The following is a 22,352-nucleotide window of genomic DNA, read 5'->3' as shown; positions in this document are numbered from 1 at the left end:
CTACATTCCCGAAAAACCTGTAAACATCTCCGGCATCTCAAAATCTTCAAATGTAAAGTCCGCTTCTTCGTCCAAATACTCTGCGTCTGCATCAAACTTAGTCAGAATACCTCCGTCAAGATTGCAGTCTTTCAAAATAACCGTCTGCCGGCCTGCTCCGGATGTCGGATCCTCATTCGTCACCTGGATATCGAAATAAATATCCTCTCCAGTTTCTTTATAGCGGTACAGAAGCTGTCGGAAAATACTGGTATTATAATGAAATGTTGCAGACCCGGTGCCTTTCCATCCGGTTGTTTTATTCCCTTTCCCCGTCTTTCCCAGGATCGGAATTTCAGACTTCGTCTTCTCTATCTTGGCCTCCAGATTAATGGCCTGCATAAAATTGTACCGTTTTCCTTCAATTGTAACAAAACACTCCGCAAGTGACGCGCTGACCGCATCCTTTGCATTCATCATCGCATTATTTAACATGTCCCATCACTCCTTCCTACTGTACTACTACAGTCATATATAACTGGCTCATAGAATTAATTGGTTCCACCGGGAAGTTCACTACTACCGACCGTTTCGTCTGTCCCTTTTCCACCTGGATATCATCGGAATTTACCGCTTCTATAGCCCGTCTTCCTGCCATCTGCTTCACATATGTCACAATATCATTCCAGAGACTCACCCGGCCGGCTTCGTCATTGGGGATCTTCCCCAGATAACGATTATTAAATATTGCTGCGATATCATTCCCGATCTGATCCAGCACACGGATTGTCTGGTTACTGGAGAAATCATTTCCTTTCTCCGTCGTGTAAGAAGTTAATGTATTAATATCCCTCAAAACCCGGACCTCATCCCCTACTTTGTGGAATAACAATTTTCCAGCTGTAATTCCTTCGGAAAACTGCGCCTGGGTATATCCGGTCTTTACCGTATACTCCCCGTTATACACCTTGTTTTCTATGGTTTCGTTTACAGCGCAGGCTGCTTCCGCCCCTGCCGTCCAATAAATCAGTCCGCCCGGATCCTCTTCCGTCTGATTCTCCACAGAAATAACCCCCTCATAATCCGCCTGAGAGTACTGGTGCATAACTGTCTGGAACTTAATGCCGTTGTCTTCTCTCATACGCTTCGTAAATGCTGCAAACAACGCCTTCACCGGCTCCTGTGAGGCCGGACAGCAAAGGATCTGGAAAGATCGGCTCTCCATCTTTTCCAGGAAGCCTGTATAGTCCTGTTCTGTCACATCTGGGCCATTCGTTCCCCCCGCCAGCGATGTACCCGCAGTTTCTGAAAGTTCTGCATCCGCCTTAAACGTAACATAATCATTATCCTTCAAATCTGCAGCGCTCATAACCGTCTGCTTATCCATCTCTTTACCAAAAAGCAGGGTCTTCACATCATACTTATTCTCATTGTCCACATGTTTAGAAATAACGGTCATCAGACTGTTTCCCAGAATCCCGCTGTATCTTGCAGCACTGAAATTATTCGAAGCTTTTTCTCCTCCGTTGATTCTGCAGAAAATTCCCTTTGTCATGTTCCGGAACAGCTCGCGGACCGGCATCATAACTGGATCTCCATAGGAATAACCGAAGAGAGCTCTGCTGTTTTTCTGAAACTCTTCTGCCGTCACCTCAAACACTTTGTTTTCCGGCCCCCAGTTGAGAATCATAGGCACCGCTGCCGTTCCTCTTATTCCAATTACAGGCGCTGCAACACCTGCGTTAACAAAGTTAATATAAGTTCCCGGAAGAACCTTATTCTGTGCTAAAAAACTACCGCCACCTAACATCTTTTCACCTTTCCTTTCATAAATCCGTTTATAGTTTCTTCTGCTCTGTTTTTCATCTGATTTCAATTCCTTCCATGGCTTCTTCCATACTTTTTTCTCTGATGCCAAACGTGTTAAATTGTACAAAAAAAGAAAGAAACCTGCTGCCGTTTCCCTCTTCAATACGGCCATTTTTTCCAGTTCCGTTTAGCTGAAAGCCATGATCCAGAGTGATTGTCCACTTCTGGTTCATCAGGATATCAAGGACCCGGTAGATTTCCCGGGACGGCTGTTCATTTTCTCCAGGATAATACCTGATAGATAGAGAACTGCTTCGATAATAACCCGCTACCGTCGTATTTTTTTCAGACGTTTCTAAAAATCCCGTGTAAAAACAGGGGGATAAAAGATCCTGATTAGCCGCTTCAGTATAAATGTAATACCCCTGTTCCGGCGGAAACAGAATTGAAAGTTCCTCTGCCACCTTATCCACAATTTCGTTGTACATGACTATATCCCTCCACATTTTACTACAGCCTTCCCTGTCTGTTCTGGTAGCCTTCCAGCCATTCCAAATGCTCCCGTTGTCTCGCTTCCCAGTCAATCTCATAGAGTGCCGCACGTTCTGTGGAACTCGTCCACGTGGTATGAAAACGCGCAGACCCATTTCCGGTAAGAGCCATACCGTAGATTTCCATAAAGGGCAGTAGTCTGGCAGCATATTGCGGCTTACCAAGCTCCTGTAAAGCCTTTCTTTCTATACGGCTGACAGCTTCTCTGGTTATACCGTAATCTGCTCCTATAGACTTAAGAGAACGCCGCCCCTGATATCTTTTTCGAATCACTTCCGGCTGCCGGCCATCTAAGCTGTCTACGCAGCCCCACAGAACGGTGCCAAACTTTTCACATTCCATCCGCTCTAAAACGTCGGTTTCTATATCAGCAGGGTCTGCCACCGCATCGGCTAAGGTAGTACCGTCCTCTTCCAGACCAGGTATAGGACTGTCTAAACTTACCAGTTTTATCAGACAGGCATTTTTCTTTAAATCTTCCACCTGCTCGGTGTTTATCCCCAAATAAGCCGCTGTCTCCCATTCTAACGGGTTTCTGCCCTCTCGCTCTGCAAAATCAGTGCAGAATTTTTCATACTGCCTTACCTTTTCCTGACAATTCACAGGCAGCCTGAGACAGCTTCCGTTTGTCTGAAGATACCGTTTCATATACAGGCGGATCCAATACTCCGCGTAGGTAAGGAATTTCACCTTTTGATCCGGATCGTAACCTTTAATAGCCGGGTAGAGTGCTAAATACCCCTCCTGCTCTAAATCCTCCACCTCACCGCTGCCACGATACTTCCAGGCCATGGCATGAATAAAGCTGCGTACCTGATTGTAAAGCGTTTCCATATTGTCATCTGCATTTTCTCCGGCCTTGATACTAATTACAAGCTGTTCATTGGTCATGATACTGTTCCTCCCTATTTCATAATCATTCAGCCCCCTTCCGTATGCAGCGCCCTGCCCGTTGCTTAATATTGTTATTCAGCAGAACATCTGTTTTCAGATCTCCCATTTCATACTATATCATTTCGTTTTGGGACATGCGGGACATTGGGGACAAACCTTAATTACTATCCATAAATCTTTGAAACTCTTTTTTTACGCTCTCCGCTGTAGCGTTTCGCCCAATCCGGACAGCCACCTCTCTCCATGTCATCTCTTTAAATATTTTATATCTGACAATACGCTGCATACGCGAAGGGATTTTATTCATCCAGGCTTCCACTTCAATCATAGTTCTCACTGCCCCTGCCTTACGTTCTTCTAAAATCTTTTCTTTTGTGTCCAGATTCTCTAAATTCTGCAGCGGTTCCTTAACCAAATCTGAAATAACAGACTTCCGAAGTCTCCTGGCCTTTTGAATATCCTCTTCCGTTTCTCTTAACAGTTCGCAGGCATCCACATAATCATTTAACATGTTCTTATTCAATATTTTCCTCCCTCCAGTCAAAGCGCTTTTGTTTTCAGGTCTCTCTACTTCTCAGTATTTAACGCTTTTTCTTTCTGCTTGATTAATTTTTTGATTAATTTTCATTATGCTTGACAGATATATCTCACCGGTGTATATTAGTTTTATCGAACGTATGTTCTATCTTTTTTTAAAGGATTTTTCTAATACCCTTATTTTTCTAACAGTAATATTGCAAGTTCATTACATTTTCCGTTAACGGTATGTTTATTTAAACTATATATCCGTTAACGGAAAATGTCAATACTTTTCCTTTGTATTTTTACCGTTAACTATAGAATTTTGTTTGACTTTCTCACTCTATGGCGGTAAGATATTTATATAAGGAGGTATTATTAAGATGGGGCTGGAAAAAATTGCGGAATATAAGAAAAAACTTAATATGACGACATTTGAACTCTCATATCGTTCTGGCGTACCTTTAGGCACTTTAAATAAAATACTAAGCGGTGCGACGAAGGACCCAAAACTGGAGACATTAAAAGCCATTGCCAGGGTACTTGGATTATCACTGGATGATTTTGATGATACTAACAAATCAGACAATTTAAACATCGACATAAACGCAGTTCCTACTTATGATGATGTTATTACTGTCTACACCCGCAGCCGGAAGAATTTATCCCAGGAAGAAAAGATGAGACTCGCTCGAATAATACTATCACCAGATGATGGCGAGGAGTAATAATGGATTTTGTAAAACTGTATGAAATTATTTTTAAAATCTATACAGATTGCGGAGTTACCGCTTTTCCTATTGATTGCTTTGACATTGTCCGCAAACGCGGATACCAAATCCAAAAGTATTCTGAACTTTCCCAAAAGAAACGAAAAGCCTGCTTATGTTTAAGCCCCGACTCCTGTATTGTAAAAGATACCTTATATTATCAGGACCAGAACACCGCTGAGCGTATCCGTTTTTCTATCATGCATGAGCTGGGACACGTTTTTCTTCAAACATCGGTTGAGGAGATGGCGGATACCTTCTCAAGCCACATCCTGGCGCCGCGTATCGCGATCCATAAAAGCAGATGTCATACTGCTCAGCAGATTCATGACACTTTCGCTCTTTCTTATACCGCTTCTAACAAAGCATTACAGGATTATAAAGTGTGGTATGAGAATATTGCCCATACCACACGTATGCCATCTCCCCCTGAAAAACAGTTGGAATTACTTCTCTTTTCTGAAAAATGCAATATGCCGGAAGCCGAAGACCGCTTTACTGACGATAATATAGTTTATACGCCTGATCCTATAATCATATATCAGGATATTCAGCGTGCTTTAATGGCGGGTTTACCCTTGACGGAAGAATATAAACGTTTGTTAAAGCAGTATCGCAAGATGAGATCATTATAATATCATGAACTGATTTTCCCGTTTCCGCTATAACGTCACAGCATTCCCTCCTTTATCTCAAACATATCGGAAAGCAGCAGCCAGTTTGCCCGGAAAAAGTTCATGATCTGCCAGTAGCCGGCTCCGGAAAGGCCATATTCTTTAATTAAATCAAACTTAGCCTTTAGACTTCGAACGTCTTCAAACCACACCTCATGCTGAACTCCATACTGCCAGTACCGGAAATACGGCGTCATTGCCGTCTCATCAAACTGGATAGGCACACCGTGATCAATGGCGATTTCGATGGCCTGAAGATTATTGATTGTCTCCGCCTTTGTGACTCCCTGCTCGTAGGGAAGCGGCCAGTCATAGCCGTAGTTGGGGATTCCCAGGCTGATCTTTTCCGCCGGTATTTCCGTCAGGGCGTACTCTACCACGCGTCTGACCATATTGATCGGGGCCACGGCCATGGGCGGTCCATATGTGTATCCCCACTCATACGTCATCAGCAAAACCCGGTTGGCCGCCTCTCCGAGCAGGCGGTAATCGATTCCTTCGTAGAGCAGCCCTCTCTGGTCTCTGGCTGTCTTAGGAGCCAGTGCAACGCTCACCTGATAGCCAAACAGATTCATCACCTGTCTCACCAGCTTTACAAATTCCGCATATTTCACCCGGTCCTCCGCCAGCACGTATTCAAAATCAATATCAACTCCGCCATAGCCTTTCTGCGTCATCGTGCGCCCCAGCTCCCAGATGAGGTTTTTCTGGACATCGGGATTGTTTACCAGTACCGTCACAAGATTATTGTTGAATTTTCCGTCCTCTCCCAGAGGTGTCAGCGTCAGGACAGGCCGCACGCCGTTTGCCGACGCCACATTTACCATCCAGCTGTCATCAGCCATGGGCGGAATCAGGTCCCCATCCGTCGTAAATCCATAGGAGAAGACAGATAGATCCGTCAGATAAGGAAGCGTCCAGTCCAAAGTCTCCGGGTTAATAAATGGATACGCGTAGCCGTTTACGTGCAGAGGGCTCTTCATTTTTCCGTTTCTTTCATTATCTAGTAAAAGCGCCTGACCCACGGCCAGGCGATATGGATATGCAATCTGATTGTCCCACAGAAGCGTACTCACGGGAACTCCGGCTTCTGCGGCTATGGAATCTACATTATCTCCGATTTTTACAACATATATCTGCATGTCAGCATCCTTTTATCTGTATTACTACAATATATGCCGCCGCCATCAAAAACTGCTCGTAACTTTTATAGTTCTCCTCCTTGCCAACTCATGAAATTATCAGTAACAATTTGAAATTCTCATCGTTGTACTGTGCTCCCGTTATTTTTATCCAATAAAAAAGCTGCCCTTCCACAGACGATCCTCCGTCCGCTTTTGCAGCAGCTTTCAAGCTATATACTTTACTTTTTATATTTGTTACTTATACCATTTTGTTCTGTAAACGCTCCCCTCCGCCGAGCTCCTGTATGCCGCCCGTATAATCTGAAGCGTATGCTCGGAATCCTCCAATGTCGACAGCGGTTCTCCCGTACCATCCAGGCAGGCCAGAAATGCCTGTGCCTGATTAACAAATGTCTGGTCGTACGGCTCTGTGTCACAGAGTTTTTCCCCATTTACATAGAGCGCATCCGTCAAGTGCATCTCCCCATCAGTCCCTAGAATTCGTATTCCGTTTAACTGTTCTGCCGCTTCAGATGCCCAACTCTCCGTGATGACGCAGAGCGAGCCATCCGTCATCTGCATATTGAGCTGAGCGGTATCTTCGCTATCCAAATCCTGCAAACGCAGATTAGCCGTAAACGCCTGAAGCCTCGCCGGCACGCCCAGAAGATACAGCATCTGGTAAATCAGGTGGTGTCCGCTGTCGATTAACGCACCTCCGCAGGACAACTCCTTCTGCCTTCTCCAATTCTCTGTTCCGGAGGTATCCAGAAGCTGCGCTGAGAAGAAAGAGGACTGGAGTATTGTTCCCAATGCCTTCTCATCAAGCAGCGTTTTCATCTGTGAAAGGGGCCTCCGGTACATGAAATTATGTCCTGGAAAAAGCATGACCCGGTTCTGTTCGATGGCCCGCCTGACGCGCTGATACTGTTCAGTCTCCCCTACCACGGGCTTTTCCACCAGCATGGAGACCCCGGCAGCGGCGGCCTTTAATATTTCCTGATAGTGGCAGGCAGTCACGCTGCAGAGAACCACTGCATCCAGTTCTCCCTTTTCCAGCATTTCATCCATACTGGCAAACGGGATAATCTGGTGTTCCTCACAGATGGCATGCAGTTTTTCCATATTGGAATAGGTACACATGCCCACAATCTCCGCTTTCTTCTGCGCCTTGAACGCAGCCAAATGTTTCATCGCAATAAACCCGGTACCTACGATCCCTATTCGTTTTCCCATCTATGGTTACTCCCCTGTTTCTAAAATTAACAGCACTCCATCATATCCGGGGACCTCCAGGCTCCACTCCTTCCCTGTCCGTTCCCTGGCAAAGAGAGGTCTGCTCTCCGGTGTCTGGTTTACAACTGCCATAACCGGTCCGTTCTCCGTCTGAAGCAGTCTGACGATCAGCTCCGGCGCCTCCAGTACGGAAAACAGAGAATAGCCTTCCGCTTTGAACTGCTTTTGTATAAATTCAGCCGCTGCACGGCTCCCCGCATCCTTTACTGCTGCCCCGGGAAATGTTCCGATCCACCGAATTTCTCCTTTTCCATATTCCATCTCAGCCATAGCAGGAGTTCCGTCTTCAAACCAGCCGTTCACTTTCCCCCGGGCTGCCTTCATCGTCTGCCTGTAATACAGGCCTTCACACAGGACAGCGCCTTCTTGATCCAGCACCGGAATCTCTCCGTCTCCAGCGTCCAGAGATATCTCCTTCGCCGCAAAAGCGGCTTCCAGCATGGGACATGGAGAGCTTGATCCATCCGCGCATATCTTCCCCATCTCAGAATAAAGGCCTGCGGCCGCTTCCAGAACCACGCGGCCGCCCATACCGGCAAACTTAAGAATTCTGCTCTGCTCCTCATCGGACAGGGAAAGCGACATGGGAACATACAGAACCCGCAGGCCCTCTTCCCACGCAGATTCCATATAGTCTCCATGGACAAATCTCACAGGTATTCCCCCTTCGGCGCAGGACTTAAAGACACCATAGATACTGTGTGCATATTTCTCTTCCTGGGCGCCTGCTGCAAAGAGCAGTAAGTCCGCATTTCTGGAAAGGTAGATGCCGTTTATGGCCGGAACCGGCCTGCTTCGGTCCAGCTTATACGCTTCGAAGAGCCTGGCGCAGCGGCCCGCTTCCAGACTTCTCTCCGTGTTTTCTCCACTAAAGCCTGTCAGGCCAAATCCGGGAGATTCCATTCCCGCAGGCTCCGGAGCATACTGCCAGTACACCACGCCCTTTCCCCCAGCCGCGATGGTATTCCAGTTCCAGATACGGATATCCTCTCTCTTTGGAACCTTATGAGCCAGAAATCCCGGTACACCGGCCCCGCCCTGAAGCTCTGCCTGGTAGAAATCCTTTTCTCGGGAGGCCGCGCAGATGATTTCTGACTGAAGCAGATGAGAAAGATCGTAGTCACGCTTCGTCTCTCCCATCAGCCACTTCGGAAAGCTGGACAACCCGAACACGTCCACCTCACGGGCGAGCAGGAATTCATCGGACAGTTCTATACCCAGCGCACCGTTACTGGAAGCCCCCATGTAATCCGCACTGGCACTGTGGGTCTGAATCAGCTTGCCTGGTGCGCCGCGTCTCGCCGCTTCCACACGCCGTTTCAGCCATTCGGCCAGATTGTATAACCAGAACCGCCTCCAGTCCATCATATCCGTATATGTCCCAAACCGCGGCGGAGGAACAATCTCCTCCCAGTCGGAATACCGACGAAACCATGCCTCGTTTAGACGCTCCAGCGATCCATACCTGACTTTCAGCCAGTCCCGGAACGCCCGTTTAGACGCTCCGCAGGCACAGAGGAGCTCACTCTTATAATCAAACATCGGCTCCAGGTGCGGTTCATTCCACACATCAAGGATGATCACACTGCTGTTGTCACGGTAATGCTCCGCTGTACGGAAGATAAAATTACACACCAGATCCGAAACTTCCGGATTATCCATACAGAGTCCCGGCCAGCCCCCTGTCGGAAGGTTCGCAGGCCCGCCCATGGTGATTTTTTTCCCTTCCACAGTCTCGTACAGACAGTCCGGGTATGCCTCATACAGCCAGTACGGCGCTCCTTCCGGTATCGTATTGATAATTACCTTCAGACTGTTCTTTCCGGCAAGCTCTGCCAGCAGGTCCAGATCATCAAACACAAAATGATCCGGTTCCCGCTCAATATCGTTCCATACCGCCCAAAGCTTTACCACATGAAATCCCAACTGCTTCATATTTAAAAAATCGCGCTCCCAACACGTCCTGTCCGGGAATGGCGGCCTGTAATACTGCGCTCCAAAATACACGTCCTGTACCTCCATCGTTCATTCTTTCTTTGCTGTAATATCAGATATTTTATACTCATCCCTTGACCGCACCGGCAGTCAGCCCGCTGACGAGATACTTCTGAAGGAAGAAGCCCGCGATAATAATCGGCACCATGACAATGGTAGCCGCTGCGCTGGACTGTCCCCAGTCTACCGAAATCGCCCCTACGAACCTGGATACACCGACCGTAAGCGTATACGTGTGGAGATTTGTGTACTGCATGGAAAACAGCAGTTCGTTCCAGGAATACTGCATGACCAGTAAAAGTGCGGATCCGATCGCCGGTGAGAGAAGCGGAAATACAATCTTCCAGAATACCTGCATTCTCGTACAGCCGTCCAGCTTTCCGGCCTCAAATAAGTCCCCCGGAATATCCCGGATAAATCCGAGCACCAGCCAGGCCACAAACGGCGCGTTTACTGACACATGGGCCAGTATGGGTCCCACGTAGGTCCCCAGAAGATGCACCTTGTCCAGTATAATATAGAGAGGGATCATAATGGTAATCGTCGGCACCAGCTTGGAAAACAGCAGAAACGTGGAAATGCGGTTCCCCCAGTTGGATTTCATGATTGCCAGCCCATATGCCGCCAGACTTCCCAGCACAATACTGATAACCGTTGTCGACATGGCAATGATAAACGAGTTGCCAAAATACGACAGGAAGTTCCCCTGCTTAAGGATCTTCACATAATGCTGAAGGGTCGGGGGAAAGAAAAACTGCGGCGGCATTTTCCTGATCAACAGCGTTGGCTTAAAGGAATTGCTCACTATCATATAGATCGGGAAGACTACCGTAAGCACCACAAGCAGGCCAAACAGTACTTTTCCGCATACAATCGCTGATTTTTTCATTACTGCTGTCCCTCCTTATGCGCCTTTGCATTATACCGGATAAAGATAATGCCAAATACCAGAAATGAAAGGATCATGCTGGCATTAGATATCGTCATCGCATACCCCATATCAAAGGTATCAAATCCAATCTTATATGCATAGAGGCTGAGCGACATGGTAGAGTTATTCGGACCGCCGCCGGTCAATGCGTAGATGATATCAAACACCTTGATGGCATCCACTCCGTTAAACAGGAGGATGACCATATAAACCGGAATCAGTCCTGGTAGGGATATAGAAAAAAATTTCTGTATAAACCCGGCTCCGTCCATTTCCGCTGCCTCATAATACTCGCCCGGTATGCTGAGCAGACCCGAGCTGAGCACCACGATAACAAAGGGAATGACCTGCCAGCAGTGCGCAATGACTGCGCAGAGCATGGCTGTGGAGGTTCCCGCAAGGCCCGGGAACTGTTTGGAGGTGATTCCAAACAGCCCCAGAACCCAGTAGATGAGACCGCCGTTGATATTAAACATATATTTCCAGATCAGACCGATGATAATGGGCGAGACCAGGAGCGGCATGGTGCAGATAGGACGGAGAATACTCTTTAACCGGCCCGTAAGGCTCTGAAGCCACACTGCGATCACCGTGCCGAGTATTAAATCCCCGGCAATGGCGGCGGCTGTGAAATACAGCGTATTTCCGACCGCTTTTAAGAAGACCTTGTCCTTAAACAGCCTGACATAATTGCTGATGCTTATGAAATCCTCTTTGAGATCAATACTGCCCATATGATAATTGTAAAAACTCATGAACACGCCGTACAAAAGAGGAATGAACATCACCACAAACACCACCAGAATACTGGGCAGAAGAAGGAGGACGGGCAGTAAATCCCCTTGTTCCAGTATATTTCTTCTCCGCTTCATTGTTACTTTACCTCCCATCCCCTTATCACTACCTGTCAAACTGATAATCTTTGCAGGACTCGTTATAAGACTTGATTAACGCAGCCGAATCGGTGTCCGGATCGGTGGCAATTTCTGATAAAACTGCCTGTAAGCCGGTCAGCATGGTGGAGGATTCTCCTGCCGTAGGCAGAATCCTCGCGTGCGCAAGGGCCTCTGTGACTGCGGGCAGATACGGAATCTTTTCCAGCACTTCCTGGTCTTCGGCCAGCTCCGGCAGCGCTGAGATAGATCCGTTTGCCAGAGACGCTGACTTTTCCTGTTCCGGGCTCGTGAGCCATACGGCCGCCTGGAATGCTTCATCCGGATTTTCACTGTTCGCCGCTACAGACCATCCCCAGAAATTGGCGGTTCCCACATAATCCTTGTCTTCGACTCCAGGCATACCAGCGAATTTCACGGTTTCAGCCACTGCCGACTGCTCCGGATCCAAGTATGCGGAGCAGTTACCAGACAGGCTGATGCTGATAGGAGCCACGCCATCCTTCATTGCCTGCCCCACGTCGTCCACGTGCCACGTCGAAGCTCCGTCCATAGCGTACTTACAGAGTTCCTGCCAGATGGTAATCGCCTGTGCTGCCTCATCACTTCCCAAGTCAGCCTTGCCATCCTTTATAAACTCTCCGCCGCAGGAATAGAGGATCGCACCAAATAAATCGACTGCCGCCTGTCCCTGCATGGCCGGGATTGCAATTCCGGTTCCCTCATTTTCCTTAAACCATTTGGCGCACGCAATCAGCTCGTCGAAGGTCTTCGGTACCGCTCCGCCGTACCGCTGCATGGCAGTCTCGTCATATGCCAGGATGGACGTCTGTGTAAATGTCGGAAGCGACATGATTTTTCCATCCACTGTCATGGTGTCCAGGAGGCTCTGGTTATACATGCTTAAATCCACATTATATTTTTCAATGTAGTCATTTAAAGGAAGAAGCCAGCCATTTGATGTGTAATCCGGGCACCATACTTCCGCTACATAGATCAGATCGTAGTCTCCTCCTCCGCTCTTCTGCATACTGAGCGTTTCCTTTTCCTTTAACTTATCGTACGCCACATCGTCAATCAAGATCTCTGAAGCCGTATACCCCTTTACAAGCTCCTTCTGATCATCAGACTGTCCCCCGGACCATCTGGTCGCTACCAGCTCCACATTGGAGGCGGCCTGCGTCGTCTCCTTTCCGCTCTGAACGGACTCTGCCTGTCCCTGTGCCTGTGTTGCAGCCGTCTCTTTGCTTTCCGTCCTGCCTCCACAGGCTGTAAGACTGAGTGTCAATACCACTGCCATCCCCAAACTCAATACCTTCTTCATATCTGTTGCTCCCTTCCTCGCACATTTTGTGCTATTTGTTTTTAAAATAATTGATAAACGCAGGCAGCCCCAAGCCTTTCAGTGCGGCCAGCCATGCCTTTTTCTCATCTTCTGTCGCGTCGGGCTGTTTACCCAGCCCCTGTACAACGGCGGTCTGGACCGCCTTGGAGGCTCCCATGCCGTGATACGGCATGATTTCAAATGCCTCAATTCCCGGCTGACGGCGGTAGAGCTTCGCCAATTCTCCGAAAAAGGTATCCGTATCATTTATTCCCGGAATCAGCGGAACCCGGATTATCACACGACACTTCTTTTCAAGAAGAATGTCCAGATTTTGGTATATTTTCTCCGCTCCGACACCGGTTAAGTGTGGATACGCCGCCCTCTCTCCTTTTAGATCAAACAGGAATAGGTCCGTAAGAGGAATGACCGCAATTAACGGTTCAGCTGCACAGCAGCCTGATGTCTCCAGACACGTATGAATGCCCTCATCCCTGGCCGCCTGCAGCAGTTCCTTCAGAAAGTACGGCTGAAATAACGGTTCCCCTCCGGAAATGGTGATTCCGCCAGGTCCCGGCTTCTCATAAAATGTCCTGTCCCTTTTTACCTCGGCGATTACCTCTTCCGCAGTCACAGTTCTGCCGATTTTCTCCAGCGCCCCATAACAGCAGACCTCCGTACATGCGCCGCATCTGGTGCATGCCTTTCGCTCGAAATGGTGCATTCCTGTTACAATCCGGTGCGCCTTCTGAGGACAGACCTCCACGCACGCACCGCATCCCGAACATTTGCTTTCCTTGTACGAGATGGTATCCCTTTTGTCGTAGGATTCCGGGTTATGACACCAGATACAGCGAAGCGGGCAGCCCTTTAGAAACACAGTGGTACGGATTCCAGGTCCGTCATCCAGGCAGAAATGCTGCAAATCAAATATTTTTCCCATTTTTTTCTTAGGGCGTGTTTGAAAATTGCTTTCTGTCAGATGTGCGTCACAGTTTGTGGGAAATTTGCCCCGAATAAGGGAAGCGTAGTGGGCTACGTTGACCGAATGAGGGGTAAATCTCACGCAAAGCGGGGCGTGCAGATGGCAGGAATGAATTTTCAAACAGGTCCTAGTAGCTGGCCCGTTCATAGATCTCCTTCTGGACATCCTTTTCCAGCATGACGAATCTGGCCGAAAAACCGCCGACCCTCACGATCAGATCGCCGTACTCCTCGGGGCGTTCCATCGCATTTTTCAAATCATCCTTTCCGATTACGGTAATCATCGCCTGGCATCCGCCTCTGTCAAAGTAATCTTTCATGGCGGCGATCACCTTATCCTCTGATTGCTCCAACAGCTCCTTCGTGAATCGGAAATTCTGTACCATCCCGGCGTGATTTATGTGAGAGGGCTTCAGCAGGCTGTTAATCATGGAGGTCAATCCCTTCGTCTCGACCACCGATTCCGGGTTATTGGCGTTGGCTGTCGCGCATCCGGACTTTCTGCCGTTTGGCGTAGCTCCCACCCATCTCGCCAGCGTGGTATTCTGTGCATTATTTATGTAAACCGGCAAATAACTCTTTAGACCAACCCGGTCTGCCTGGGCCTTTGCCGTCTCATTAAAGAAGTCCTGTAATTCTACGAAAAATGCATCTGCTTCCTCATGATCCACGCCGTATTTCGGAGCATCCAACATCAGTTTTCTGGCGGCCGGATAGTCTAAAAAGTTATCGGCAAGCGCTTCCATCATCTCTTCCGCTGTCATCCGTTTTTCATCGAAGATCAGTTTTTTAACCGCACACAGACTGTCTGCCGCATCGACCGCGCCATAGAACTCCAGCGTTCCCGCCAGGTACTCGCAGCCTCCCTCAAAAAGTGCTTTTCCCTTTTGGATACAGCCGTCGTAAAGAACAGATGCCATAAGAAATGGGTGCCTGGCGCCTGTAATCTCATATTCATACGCCTCAAATTCCGCCTGGGCCTCTATATAATATTTCGCATGCTCCTGATAGTAACGGTAAAACTCCTCGAAACTTCCGCATTCGGAAAGCTTTGGCGTCCTGGGACCGATTGCCCAGCCCCCTACCGGGTCCCATCCTCCGTTTACGGCCAGTTCCATAATTTTTGCGGCGTTGAAGGATCCGCTCGGCGTTGCCACACTGTAATGCTCAAACTCATATTCTCCGCATCCAAGCATGATATAGTGTTCGGCCATCTCCCTCGACACACCGTACGTACTCATGACTCCCGGCACGATCACGTCGTCATTATAGAGAAGCGGGTATGTTCTTCCCTCTAAAATACAGCGAATCGCTGCCTTCATCACCGATTTGGGCGTGTCTTTATGAAACCGGAGTGTGAACTGCGGAAGAACCTCTTTTACGGTTCTGCACGCCTCAATGGCCAGCAGGCTGTAACGGTCCCCCGTCTCCGGATTACGCCGGCCATATCCGCCTACGATCACGCGGCCGTCTGTCTCACAATCCAGATGGTCAACCAGCTGAAAGAAGTTTTGGGTAATCTTAAGCGCTTCCTCCTCAGTCAGAATCCCATTGTCAATGTCATGGCAGTAAAGGTCACCAAAGAACACATCACATCTTCCGATATCGATGATGGGCGTCATAAGGCAGTACATCCATACCAGCTGGACCGCCTCTAAATAGGACTCCGGCTTCCTTCGCTGATTCTGGAAAAGCGCCTCCTTAAGCTTCAGCAGCTCTCCTTTCCGTTTTCCCTCTGCTCTTTCGGCCATTTCACCGGCCTGATCCTCGTAGTATTGAAGCATCTCTTTCAGGAGATCAAACATCTCGATAGAAGCCTCCAGGAACTGAATCTGTTCTTCCTCCAGCCCGCTCCTCCCCATTGATGCCGACAGCTCCTTTACCATCCCCGGAATTCCCTTAAGCACCAGCTTATCAAAATCCAGGTAACAGCCCGCCATTCGGAGAATCGGGCAGGCCGGCATGGGAAGCTTATCCCACTGGTCAGATATCAGAGCCTTTTTTAAGTGTTCCGGCATGTGCTCCATCACATAGCGGTCCGTGTTTTCCTTTTTCCAGAATACCAGCATATCATTTAAGTCTTCACGATATTTCAGGCTGCCGGCGCCGTTCTCCAGCTCCTTTACCACCTCGTCCTCGTGGATATAGAATCCGAAGCCCCCGGTCTGATGCTGGATTCCAAATCCTACCGGTCCGAATTCATGGCGCCCCGCCAGAACATCCTGCTCCTCAATTGGATGGAGGATGGCTGGATACATGGCCTTCATACACTCTGCTTCAATCTTGTATTTATTCCCCCGCCACTGCTTCAGGATTCTTCGGTACGCCTTCGTAAATGCAATTTCCACTTCCAGATTTGTTCTGGGTCTGGCCACCTTAAAATGATTCATAACTACCTCCTTCATTGTAATAAATTATCCATATACTTCCATCGTGGCGCTTTTTGAGCGCACTTGACAGACCGTGTATTTCCCTCCGGTAATCTTAGAAAGAAACGCACTTTTTATAGATTTTTTATTTATTTCCCTTGTTTTCAAGTAATTTTGATAGCATAAATGTACCATAAAAAAAGGGCGCTGTCTTGTCTTGCCTTTCCCTATTTATTGTGCTATATTGACATACATAGAATAAAAATAAGGAGTCCGGCTCGCCGGACTCTCGCGCCGAAGCGCGGTCGCTTCGGCGGCCATATTTCCTTAGCGCGGAGTGCGCATGCCCGATAAAACGGGGCACGCTGTCCCCCGGAGGGTTTTTGTTTCATAGGACGAACTTTTCTATGAAACAAAAAAAGCCCTGCGCATACCGCGAAGGCTTATAACACTGGAAATCCAGAAGAGGTGAAAGGAGCCGAGAGATGAAAATTGAATTTTACAGAGAGCAGGACTGGCTCTTCTCAGGCGAAGACGGGATCTGCACAAAAATCGCATTTCAGGATGCCGACACCCGTTCCCATAACCATAATTATTATGAATTCTTCCTGGTAGGCGCGGGAAGCGCCACACATCACATCAATGACAAGAAAAAGATAGTAAACACCGGAGCCTTAGTCTTCATCCGCCCGAAGGACGTACACAGCTTCCAGAATCCGTCTTCCGATTTCTGTTTTTATAATCTGCTCGTTTCCAGAGGCACCATGGACTCGTGTTTTTCTTTTCTTGGCGCCGGATGCAACGCGGACCAGCTGATGGAGAACGAGATGCCTCCCTTCCGCCAGCTTCTTCCTGCGGAGTTAAACAACTTACTGCCCTCCTTCGAGCAGCTGGCCATTGCGCACGAACTCAACATCGTCCGGTTTAATACCCTTTTGAGAGCCGCCACCGTCAATCTCCTTACCAGCTATTTTCTTTCCTATAACTTAAAGCTGTCCCACGACATTCCGACGTGGCTGGGGCTTCTTGCGCTGGAGATGCAGAAACAGCAGAATTACCAGGAAGGCTTAAACGCCCTCTACCGCATCTCTCAGAAGAGTCCTGAATACCTGTGCCGGGTCTTTAAAAAGCATTTAAATAAGACGCCGACTGAATTTATCAATGACATCCGCATCGCCAATGCAAAACTTGCTCTTGAATATACCAACCGGTCCATTTTACAGATCTGTGAGGAAGTGGGGTTTGACAACACCAGCCACTTCTACCATCTGTTCAAAAAGGATACCGGGTTATCGCCCAAAGCATTCAGGGAGCTGTCCAGTGAAGTCAGTGTGTCCCAGGCTCCCTGACCGCCGTCAGGCATTATTTCCCGCTTTTTTTCTTATGCTTTGCCATAAATTCGTTTCCCGCCAGCCGGATCCCCATTTCCAGCCACATTTTCTTATCATCCGGAGTCAGGCAATCCCCGATCTCTCTCGGATCCATATCGGCAAAATTAAAATCACAGGACTGTTCCGAACGCTCCATTAAATAATCGGCCGTAACGCCGAAGTAGTCAGCAATCCGGCAGAGCAGTTCCGATGAGATATCTGGAATCGGCTGTGATTCTATCTTACTGACGGTCTGCTGACTGACTCCCAGTAAATCTCCCAATAATGCCTGGGGAATTTTTTTCTGTCTCCTCAAACTATAGATTCTGTTTTTTCCCATTGTATCAATCCTTTTTCTTTTTATTGTAGCGGAAAGACTCCTGCTATATTACTTATATAATTTGTGATTTTCACTATTTATAAATGTTTTGTTCCTGATTCTTCAGAAAAAAGTAATGTGAATTTTATCCTGCCCGTTGTATAATAATGGAAAAGGAGGTTTTGACATGCAGAGTATATTAGTTTGTGATGATGATAAACAGATTGTGGAAGCCATAGATATCTATCTGACCGGAGAAGGTTTTAATGTGATAAAAGCATATGACGGCTATGAAGCCCTGGATCTGCTGGAGAATAATCAAGTGGATTTAATGATCGTGGATGTGATGATGCCGGGTCTGGACGGAATCAGAACCACATTAAAGGTTCGGGAGACCAGCAGCATTCCGATTATCATCCTGTCCGCAAAGTCAGAAGACACCGATAAGATCCTGGGACTCAACATCGGCGCGGATGACTACATTACAAAGCCGTTCAATCCCCTGGAACTGGTCGCAAGAGTCAAATCCCAGCTGCGCCGCTATACCCAGTTGGGCAACATGAACCAGCAGACTGCCGGCCAGGTATATAAATGCGGTGGTCTGGCAATTAATGATGATAACAAGGAAGTTACCGTTGATGGAGAACTCATCAAGCTGACTCCCATTGAATATAACATTCTGCTGCTCCTCGTAAAAAATGCCGGAAAGGTGTTCTCCATTGACGAGATCTATGAGCAGATCTGGAATGAAGAGGCCATCGGTGCGGATAATACCGTAGCCGTTCACATTCGCCATATCCGTGAGAAAATCGAGATCAATCCGCGGGAGCCCCGCTATTTAAAGGTGGTCTGGGGTGTCGGCTACAAGATTGAAAAGCAATAGGAGAGCATATGAAAAGAAAAAAGGAACATGCAGTCCTGCTGCACATTCTTTTTGTCATCCTCGTGGTGACGGGCATCAGCATCATGTACAACAATCCTCACTACGGAGAAGGCATCAGCTGGCTTACCAACGAGACGTATGAGGACACGCCGGAGTTCATCCGGCAGTTCAAGACGGACATCGATGATATTTTCAACTACATCAAATATAAAGAGGTATTTGAATCTAACGGAAAGCTGGCTTATGACAAGCCTGTTGTCCGTGTGACCACCGGTCCCGGGGAAGTAAGAGAATATACCGTTGACGAGATGGTGCGTATGGCCAAGTCCATGGGCTATTATCTGAATGAAAAGTTTAAGGTGGATGGCCGCTACACACCGGAAGAAGGTGAACAGGACATCCGGGTGGACTGGCGTTCCTACGATCCCGACCATCAGGATTCCGAGCCGGGAGAATCTTATACCACCATGGCCGAACTGGCAAAAGAAGTGCTGGCCCATGTAGGGAATTACTATGCGTTTCACTATAAGTTTATTCAGAATCCCAGCAACTTGAAATTCCGGGTATCTTTTAAGGGCGATTCGGAAGCTCCCAAGCTGTATAACAACACCGTGATCGATAATCCGGAAGAGCTAAAGGCGCTGGGCCGTTATATCTACGTTACCGGCGAATCTCTGTATGTCGATACCAATTTGAACACGACGCTGAAGACCATATCGGCCCAGCTGGAGAAGTCCAACCCTTACAACAACAGCAATTACTACATGGTTGTGGCAGTCAATACGGCGTATCCCGTCCAGGATTCCTACTCTGAAGCGGCCAAATCCTATGACCATATGCGTCTGCTCTTTATCATCGGCCTCGTGTCCCTGGTCATTGGAATTCTGGGATGCGCTGCAAGCCTGTATTTCATGGTGAGTATGACGGGCCATCAGAATTCCGATCACGACGCGGTTGTTCTGGGAAGAATCGACCGGATCGCCACGGAGACCTGCCTGATTCTGTTTGTCGCAGCCGCCATGTGCGCCCTGTTTCTGGGAGAACACGTCGGCTACAAGGTTATCCATTTATTCCTGTCGGAAGACCGCTGGTATTACGGGGAACTGGCTGCGCGCATGGTCATTCTCTATGCAGCCGGCATCGTCGCAGCATTCAGCCTGATCCGCCGTTATAAGGCGGGAACGCTCTGGACGGGCAGTCTGACGAGCCGTATCTGCGTGAATATCAGTCTCTATATCAAAAACCACCGGTTTACGACCCGGCTGGCTTTAGGCTACATCTGTTATTTTATTTTTAACTGTGTCATTATCGCGACCGGCGCGTTCGTCTATTTCACCTATGACAGCATGGAATCCCGGATTTTAACGGGCATTCTCGTCCTTGCGCTTCTCTGTATGGACTCATGGGTTTTCCATCAGCTGTATAAGAACGCCTGGGAGACGGACCAGATTAATGAAGCGCTGTTAAAGATCTCTCATGGGGACACTAAATACAAGATCAATGCTGAAGAGTTTGACGGAAAAGAGCGGGAACTGGCTGAGAACATCAACCATATCAGCCGGGGACTGGATACCGCGCTGCAGGAAAAGGTAAGCAGTGAACGCCTGAAGGCGGACCTCATCACCAATGTCTCCCACGACATTAAGACACCGCTAACGTCCATTATCAACTATGTGGATTTAATCAAACGGGAACACCTTCAGGACCCGAAGATTCAGGGTTATTTAGAGGTTCTGGAACAGAAGTCCCAGAGACTTAAGACTCTGACCGAGGATCTTGTAGAAGCCTCCAAGGCCAGTTCCGGAAATTTAAAGATCGAGCTGACCAACATCGACTTCGTTGAGCTGATCTATCAGACCAACGGGGAATTTGAAGAAAAATTTTTGGTCCGCCATCTGGAGCTGGTATCCAGCTTCCCCGAGGAAACCGTTATCATTCAGGCCGACGGCCGCCATCTGTGGCGTGTCCTGGAAAACCTTTATAATAATGCGTTCAAGTATGCGATGGAGCACAGCCGCGTATACGTTGATGTCATCGCAGGGGAGAGCCAGGTACTCTTCACCATAAAGAATGTGTCAGAGAATCCTCTGAACATCAAGGGTGATGAACTGACGGAACGTTTTGTCCGGGGTGACGTGGCTCGAACCACGGAAGGAAGCGGGCTGGGCCTGTCGATCGCCAAGAGCCTTACGGAGCTTCTCGGCGGGAAGTTTACCATCTACATCGATGGAGATTTATTTAAAGTGCAGCTGGCATTTCCCCGGCAGAATGGCAAGGGGAATTAAATATTCCTGTTTTTTTATTTTCCGGAGATCAGATGAACCCGGCTCCATTTTCCTGTCAGATACCGCATAAATGAGATGATATAGTTTGCGGCCCATCCCATGGGAACCGCGTACCATACCGCCTGTACTCCGATAATCGGGGCAAATACCGCCGCCACAATCACGCGGATCGCCAGATTCACAAGGTTGGCAATCGTAAACACCACCACATCTCCCGCGCCCCGCAGCAGACCGTCTGTCGTCGCCTTCAGGCCGATAAACACGAAGAAGAAGGAGATAAACCGCACATACGCCATACCGGTCTGGAAAGCGGTCTCAGCGCTTCCCTCGTTTAGGAATCCGCTTATGAAGAGATCCCCCCAAAGCTGCATGATTATGCAGATAACCACCGCAAAGAATCCGACCATGACATAGCAGTAGCGATACCCCTGCTTCACCCGGTCCGGACGCCCGGCTCCGATGTTCTGTGCGGTAAAGGTCGACATGGCATTGCCGATGGCAAGCATGGGTACGATACAGATCGACTCGATCCTGGTACCAGCGGCAAATCCGGCCATGACCGCGGAACCGAAGACGTTCACCACCGACTGTACCAAAAGCATCCCGATATGGACGATAGACTGCTGAAGCGTGGAAGGGATCGCCACCCGCATCATATTGATCATCATCTTCATGTCGTAAAAATGAAACGCCTCCGTCGCCTCATACGCTTTCAGACGCTTCAGTAATATGGTGAAGGAGATCACCGCCGACAGCCCCTGAGCCATCAGCGTCGCCACTGCAACGCCTGCGACTCCCTGATGGAACCGGATTACGAAGAGCAAATCCAGCACAATATTCAGAAGCGACGAAAAGATCAGGAGATAGAGCGGCGTTCTGGAATCGCCCAGCGACTGGAATATAGCCGCCTGTACGTTGTACATAAACAGAAACGGAAGTCCCACAAAGTAGATGCTTAAATACACGGAGGCATCTGCAAATACATTTTCCGGTGTGTTCATCCACGCCAGAATCGGCTCGTTAAGCAAAAATCCCAGCGTGCCGAGAAGTACGCTCAGCGTCAGGAAGTTGATCAGTGTCGTGGAGATCGCCGTCTTCATATTCCCCAGCTGCTTCGCGCCCAGGAACTGAGACACTACCACAGAGCTTCCAATGCCTCCGCCGATGGCGATGGCAATAAAGACATTGGTAATGGAATAGGAAGCGCCGACAGATGCCAGCGCCTCCTCACTTACGAACCGGCCTACGACGACCGAGTCCATAATATTATAAAACTGCTGAAATAAATTACCCAGAATCATCGGCAGAGCGAACAGAAGCATGGCTCTGCCCGGTGAATCGGTTATCATGTTTACTGCTTTTCTCTCTTTTTTCATATCCTT

General features: G+C 48.4%; 20 protein-coding genes and 2 pseudogenes. 6 read left to right on the top strand and 16 right to left on the bottom strand.

The window, feature by feature from the left end; genetic code table 11:
* From DFR60_RS09795 to DFR60_RS09775, 5 genes are all read right to left on the bottom strand, one after another.
* The gene (locus DFR60_RS09795) at positions 1–474 is read right to left on the bottom strand and encodes a phage tail tube protein (protein ID WP_110322735.1); all 474 of its coding nucleotides are present in this window, start codon (positions 472–474) and stop codon (positions 1–3) included.
* 16 nt (positions 475–490) lie between these two features.
* Positions 491–1,789, bottom strand: a complete 1,299-nt coding sequence (locus tag DFR60_RS09790) for a phage tail sheath family protein (RefSeq protein WP_110322859.1) — start codon at positions 1,787–1,789, stop codon at positions 491–493.
* Positions 1,790–1,841: 52 nt separating this feature from the next.
* Positions 1,842–2,276 (bottom strand): phage tail terminator family protein, encoded by a 435-nt coding sequence (locus tag DFR60_RS09785; protein WP_110322734.1) that lies wholly within the window; start codon positions 2,274–2,276, stop codon positions 1,842–1,844.
* A gap of 22 nt (positions 2,277–2,298) precedes the next feature.
* Complete coding sequence (locus DFR60_RS09780; protein ID WP_110322733.1) at positions 2,299–3,231, bottom strand: sigma-70 family RNA polymerase sigma factor; 933 nt, start codon at positions 3,229–3,231, stop codon at positions 2,299–2,301.
* A 160-nt stretch (positions 3,232–3,391) separates the two neighbouring features.
* On the bottom strand, positions 3,392–3,757 hold the full coding sequence (locus tag DFR60_RS09775) for an RNA polymerase subunit sigma-70 (protein ID WP_110322732.1): 366 nt from the start codon (positions 3,755–3,757) through the stop codon (positions 3,392–3,394).
* A 379-nt stretch (positions 3,758–4,136) separates the two neighbouring features.
* Here DFR60_RS09775 and DFR60_RS09770 point away from each other — a divergent pair, with 379 nt between their 5' ends.
* A complete protein-coding gene (locus DFR60_RS09770) occupies positions 4,137–4,481 on the top strand; it encodes a helix-turn-helix domain-containing protein (RefSeq protein WP_110322731.1) in 345 nt (114 codons plus the stop codon).
* A 2-nt stretch (positions 4,482–4,483) separates the two neighbouring features.
* Positions 4,484–5,158 (top strand): ImmA/IrrE family metallo-endopeptidase, encoded by a 675-nt coding sequence (locus tag DFR60_RS09765; RefSeq protein ID WP_110322730.1) that lies wholly within the window; start codon positions 4,484–4,486, stop codon positions 5,156–5,158.
* Between the two features lie 35 nt (positions 5,159–5,193).
* On the opposite strand, the gene DFR60_RS09760 is transcribed toward DFR60_RS09765, so the two are convergent.
* The 7 genes from DFR60_RS09760 to DFR60_RS09730 all read right to left on the bottom strand — a co-directional run bounded on the left by DFR60_RS09760 (position 5,194) and on the right by DFR60_RS09730 (position 13,703).
* Positions 5,194–6,339 (bottom strand): glycosyl hydrolase family 18 protein, encoded by a 1,146-nt coding sequence (locus DFR60_RS09760; RefSeq protein ID WP_110322729.1) that lies wholly within the window; start codon positions 6,337–6,339, stop codon positions 5,194–5,196.
* A 237-nt stretch (positions 6,340–6,576) separates the two neighbouring features.
* On the bottom strand, positions 6,577–7,557 hold the full coding sequence (locus DFR60_RS09755; RefSeq protein WP_110322728.1) for a Gfo/Idh/MocA family protein: 981 nt from the start codon (positions 7,555–7,557) through the stop codon (positions 6,577–6,579).
* A 6-nt stretch (positions 7,558–7,563) separates the two neighbouring features.
* Entirely contained in the window at positions 7,564–9,624 is a 2,061-nt protein-coding gene (locus DFR60_RS09750) for a beta-galactosidase (RefSeq protein ID WP_207659518.1), read from the bottom strand.
* Positions 9,625–9,679: 55 nt separating this feature from the next.
* Positions 9,680–10,501 (bottom strand): carbohydrate ABC transporter permease, encoded by an 822-nt coding sequence (locus DFR60_RS09745; protein WP_110322726.1) that lies wholly within the window; start codon positions 10,499–10,501, stop codon positions 9,680–9,682.
* Positions 10,501–11,415, bottom strand: coding sequence for a carbohydrate ABC transporter permease (locus DFR60_RS09740; RefSeq protein WP_243005028.1), 915 nt, complete (start codon positions 11,413–11,415; stop codon positions 10,501–10,503). Before DFR60_RS09740 ends, DFR60_RS09745 begins: the two co-directional genes overlap by 1 nt.
* Positions 11,416–11,443: 28 nt before the next feature.
* Entirely contained in the window at positions 11,444–12,760 is a 1,317-nt protein-coding gene (locus DFR60_RS09735) for an ABC transporter substrate-binding protein (protein WP_110322725.1), read from the bottom strand.
* Positions 12,761–12,791: 31 nt separating this feature from the next.
* A complete protein-coding gene (locus DFR60_RS09730) occupies positions 12,792–13,703 on the bottom strand; it encodes a glycyl-radical enzyme activating protein (RefSeq protein ID WP_110322724.1) in 912 nt (303 codons plus the stop codon).
* Between DFR60_RS09730 and DFR60_RS31440 the strand changes: the two are divergent.
* Positions 13,677–13,817, top strand: a pseudogene (locus DFR60_RS31440) (DUF6783 domain-containing protein); the annotation flags it as partial. The gene DFR60_RS09730 and the pseudogene DFR60_RS31440 overlap by 27 nt on opposite strands.
* Here the strand turns inward: DFR60_RS31440 and DFR60_RS31435 are convergent.
* Positions 13,767–13,892 (bottom strand): annotated as a pseudogene (locus DFR60_RS31435) (DUF6783 domain-containing protein); the annotation flags it as partial. The pseudogenes DFR60_RS31440 and DFR60_RS31435 sit on opposite strands and share 51 nt — an antisense overlap.
* Positions 13,873–16,134, bottom strand: coding sequence for a pyruvate formate lyase family protein (locus DFR60_RS09720; RefSeq protein WP_110322723.1), 2,262 nt, complete (start codon positions 16,132–16,134; stop codon positions 13,873–13,875). The gene DFR60_RS09720 and the pseudogene DFR60_RS31435, both read right to left, overlap by 20 nt.
* A 464-nt stretch (positions 16,135–16,598) precedes the next feature.
* On the opposite strand from DFR60_RS09720, the gene DFR60_RS09715 reads away from it, so the two are divergent.
* Positions 16,599–17,462 (top strand): helix-turn-helix domain-containing protein, encoded by an 864-nt coding sequence (locus DFR60_RS09715; protein ID WP_110322722.1) that lies wholly within the window; start codon positions 16,599–16,601, stop codon positions 17,460–17,462.
* Positions 17,463–17,475: 13 nt separating this feature from the next.
* Here DFR60_RS09715 and DFR60_RS09710 read toward each other — a convergent pair whose 3' ends face one another.
* A complete protein-coding gene (locus tag DFR60_RS09710; protein ID WP_002605316.1) occupies positions 17,476–17,823 on the bottom strand; it encodes a helix-turn-helix domain-containing protein in 348 nt (115 codons plus the stop codon).
* A 166-nt stretch (positions 17,824–17,989) separates the two neighbouring features.
* On the opposite strand from DFR60_RS09710, the gene DFR60_RS09705 reads away from it, so the two are divergent.
* Positions 17,990–18,685, top strand: coding sequence for a response regulator transcription factor (locus DFR60_RS09705; protein ID WP_002605317.1), 696 nt, complete (start codon positions 17,990–17,992; stop codon positions 18,683–18,685).
* Positions 18,686–18,693: 8 nt separating this feature from the next.
* Complete coding sequence (locus tag DFR60_RS09700) at positions 18,694–20,970, top strand: sensor histidine kinase (RefSeq protein WP_110322721.1); 2,277 nt, start codon at positions 18,694–18,696, stop codon at positions 20,968–20,970.
* A 14-nt stretch (positions 20,971–20,984) separates the two neighbouring features.
* Here DFR60_RS09700 and DFR60_RS09695 read toward each other — a convergent pair whose 3' ends face one another.
* Complete coding sequence (locus DFR60_RS09695) at positions 20,985–22,346, bottom strand: MATE family efflux transporter (RefSeq protein WP_207659517.1); 1,362 nt, start codon at positions 22,344–22,346, stop codon at positions 20,985–20,987.
* Positions 22,347–22,352 lie beyond the last annotated feature (6 nt).

Source organism: Hungatella effluvii, assembly GCF_003201875.1.
Lineage (GTDB): Bacteria > Bacillota > Clostridia > Lachnospirales > Lachnospiraceae > Hungatella > Hungatella effluvii.
Note: the sequence above shows the minus strand (reverse complement) of the source record. Positions and strands in the feature narration are given on the sequence as shown.

What these genes read in the sequence shown, in the direction of transcription:
- DFR60_RS09795 (WP_110322735.1), bottom strand. Translation starts at nt 474, where the DNA reads ATGTTAAATAATGCGATGATGAATGCAAAGGATGCGGTCAGCGCGTCA.
- DFR60_RS09790 (WP_110322859.1), bottom strand. Translation starts at nt 1,789, where the DNA reads ATGTTAGGTGGCGGTAGTTTTTTAGCACAGAATAAGGTTCTTCCGGGA.
- DFR60_RS09785 (WP_110322734.1), bottom strand. Translation starts at nt 2,276, where the DNA reads ATGTACAACGAAATTGTGGATAAGGTGGCAGAGGAACTTTCAATTCTG.
- DFR60_RS09780 (WP_110322733.1), bottom strand. Translation starts at nt 3,231, where the DNA reads ATGACCAATGAACAGCTTGTAATTAGTATCAAGGCCGGAGAAAATGCA.
- DFR60_RS09770 (WP_110322731.1), top strand. Translation starts at nt 4,137, where the DNA reads ATGGGGCTGGAAAAAATTGCGGAATATAAGAAAAAACTTAATATGACG.
- DFR60_RS09765 (WP_110322730.1), top strand. Translation starts at nt 4,484, where the DNA reads ATGGATTTTGTAAAACTGTATGAAATTATTTTTAAAATCTATACAGAT.
- DFR60_RS09760 (WP_110322729.1), bottom strand. Translation starts at nt 6,339, where the DNA reads ATGCAGATATATGTTGTAAAAATCGGAGATAATGTAGATTCCATAGCC.
- DFR60_RS09755 (WP_110322728.1), bottom strand. Translation starts at nt 7,557, where the DNA reads ATGGGAAAACGAATAGGGATCGTAGGTACCGGGTTTATTGCGATGAAA.
- DFR60_RS09745 (WP_110322726.1), bottom strand. Translation starts at nt 10,501, where the DNA reads ATGAAAAAATCAGCGATTGTATGCGGAAAAGTACTGTTTGGCCTGCTT.
- DFR60_RS09740 (WP_243005028.1), bottom strand. Translation starts at nt 11,415, where the DNA reads ATGAAGCGGAGAAGAAATATACTGGAACAAGGGGATTTACTGCCCGTC.
- DFR60_RS09735 (WP_110322725.1), bottom strand. Translation starts at nt 12,760, where the DNA reads ATGAAGAAGGTATTGAGTTTGGGGATGGCAGTGGTATTGACACTCAGT.
- DFR60_RS09730 (WP_110322724.1), bottom strand. Translation starts at nt 13,703, where the DNA reads ATGGGAAAAATATTTGATTTGCAGCATTTCTGCCTGGATGACGGACCT.
- DFR60_RS09720 (WP_110322723.1), bottom strand. Translation starts at nt 16,134, where the DNA reads ATGAATCATTTTAAGGTGGCCAGACCCAGAACAAATCTGGAAGTGGAA.
- DFR60_RS09715 (WP_110322722.1), top strand. Translation starts at nt 16,599, where the DNA reads ATGAAAATTGAATTTTACAGAGAGCAGGACTGGCTCTTCTCAGGCGAA.
- DFR60_RS09710 (WP_002605316.1), bottom strand. Translation starts at nt 17,823, where the DNA reads ATGGGAAAAAACAGAATCTATAGTTTGAGGAGACAGAAAAAAATTCCC.
- DFR60_RS09705 (WP_002605317.1), top strand. Translation starts at nt 17,990, where the DNA reads ATGCAGAGTATATTAGTTTGTGATGATGATAAACAGATTGTGGAAGCC.
- DFR60_RS09700 (WP_110322721.1), top strand. Translation starts at nt 18,694, where the DNA reads ATGAAAAGAAAAAAGGAACATGCAGTCCTGCTGCACATTCTTTTTGTC.
- DFR60_RS09695 (WP_207659517.1), bottom strand. Translation starts at nt 22,346, where the DNA reads ATGAAAAAAGAGAGAAAAGCAGTAAACATGATAACCGATTCACCGGGC.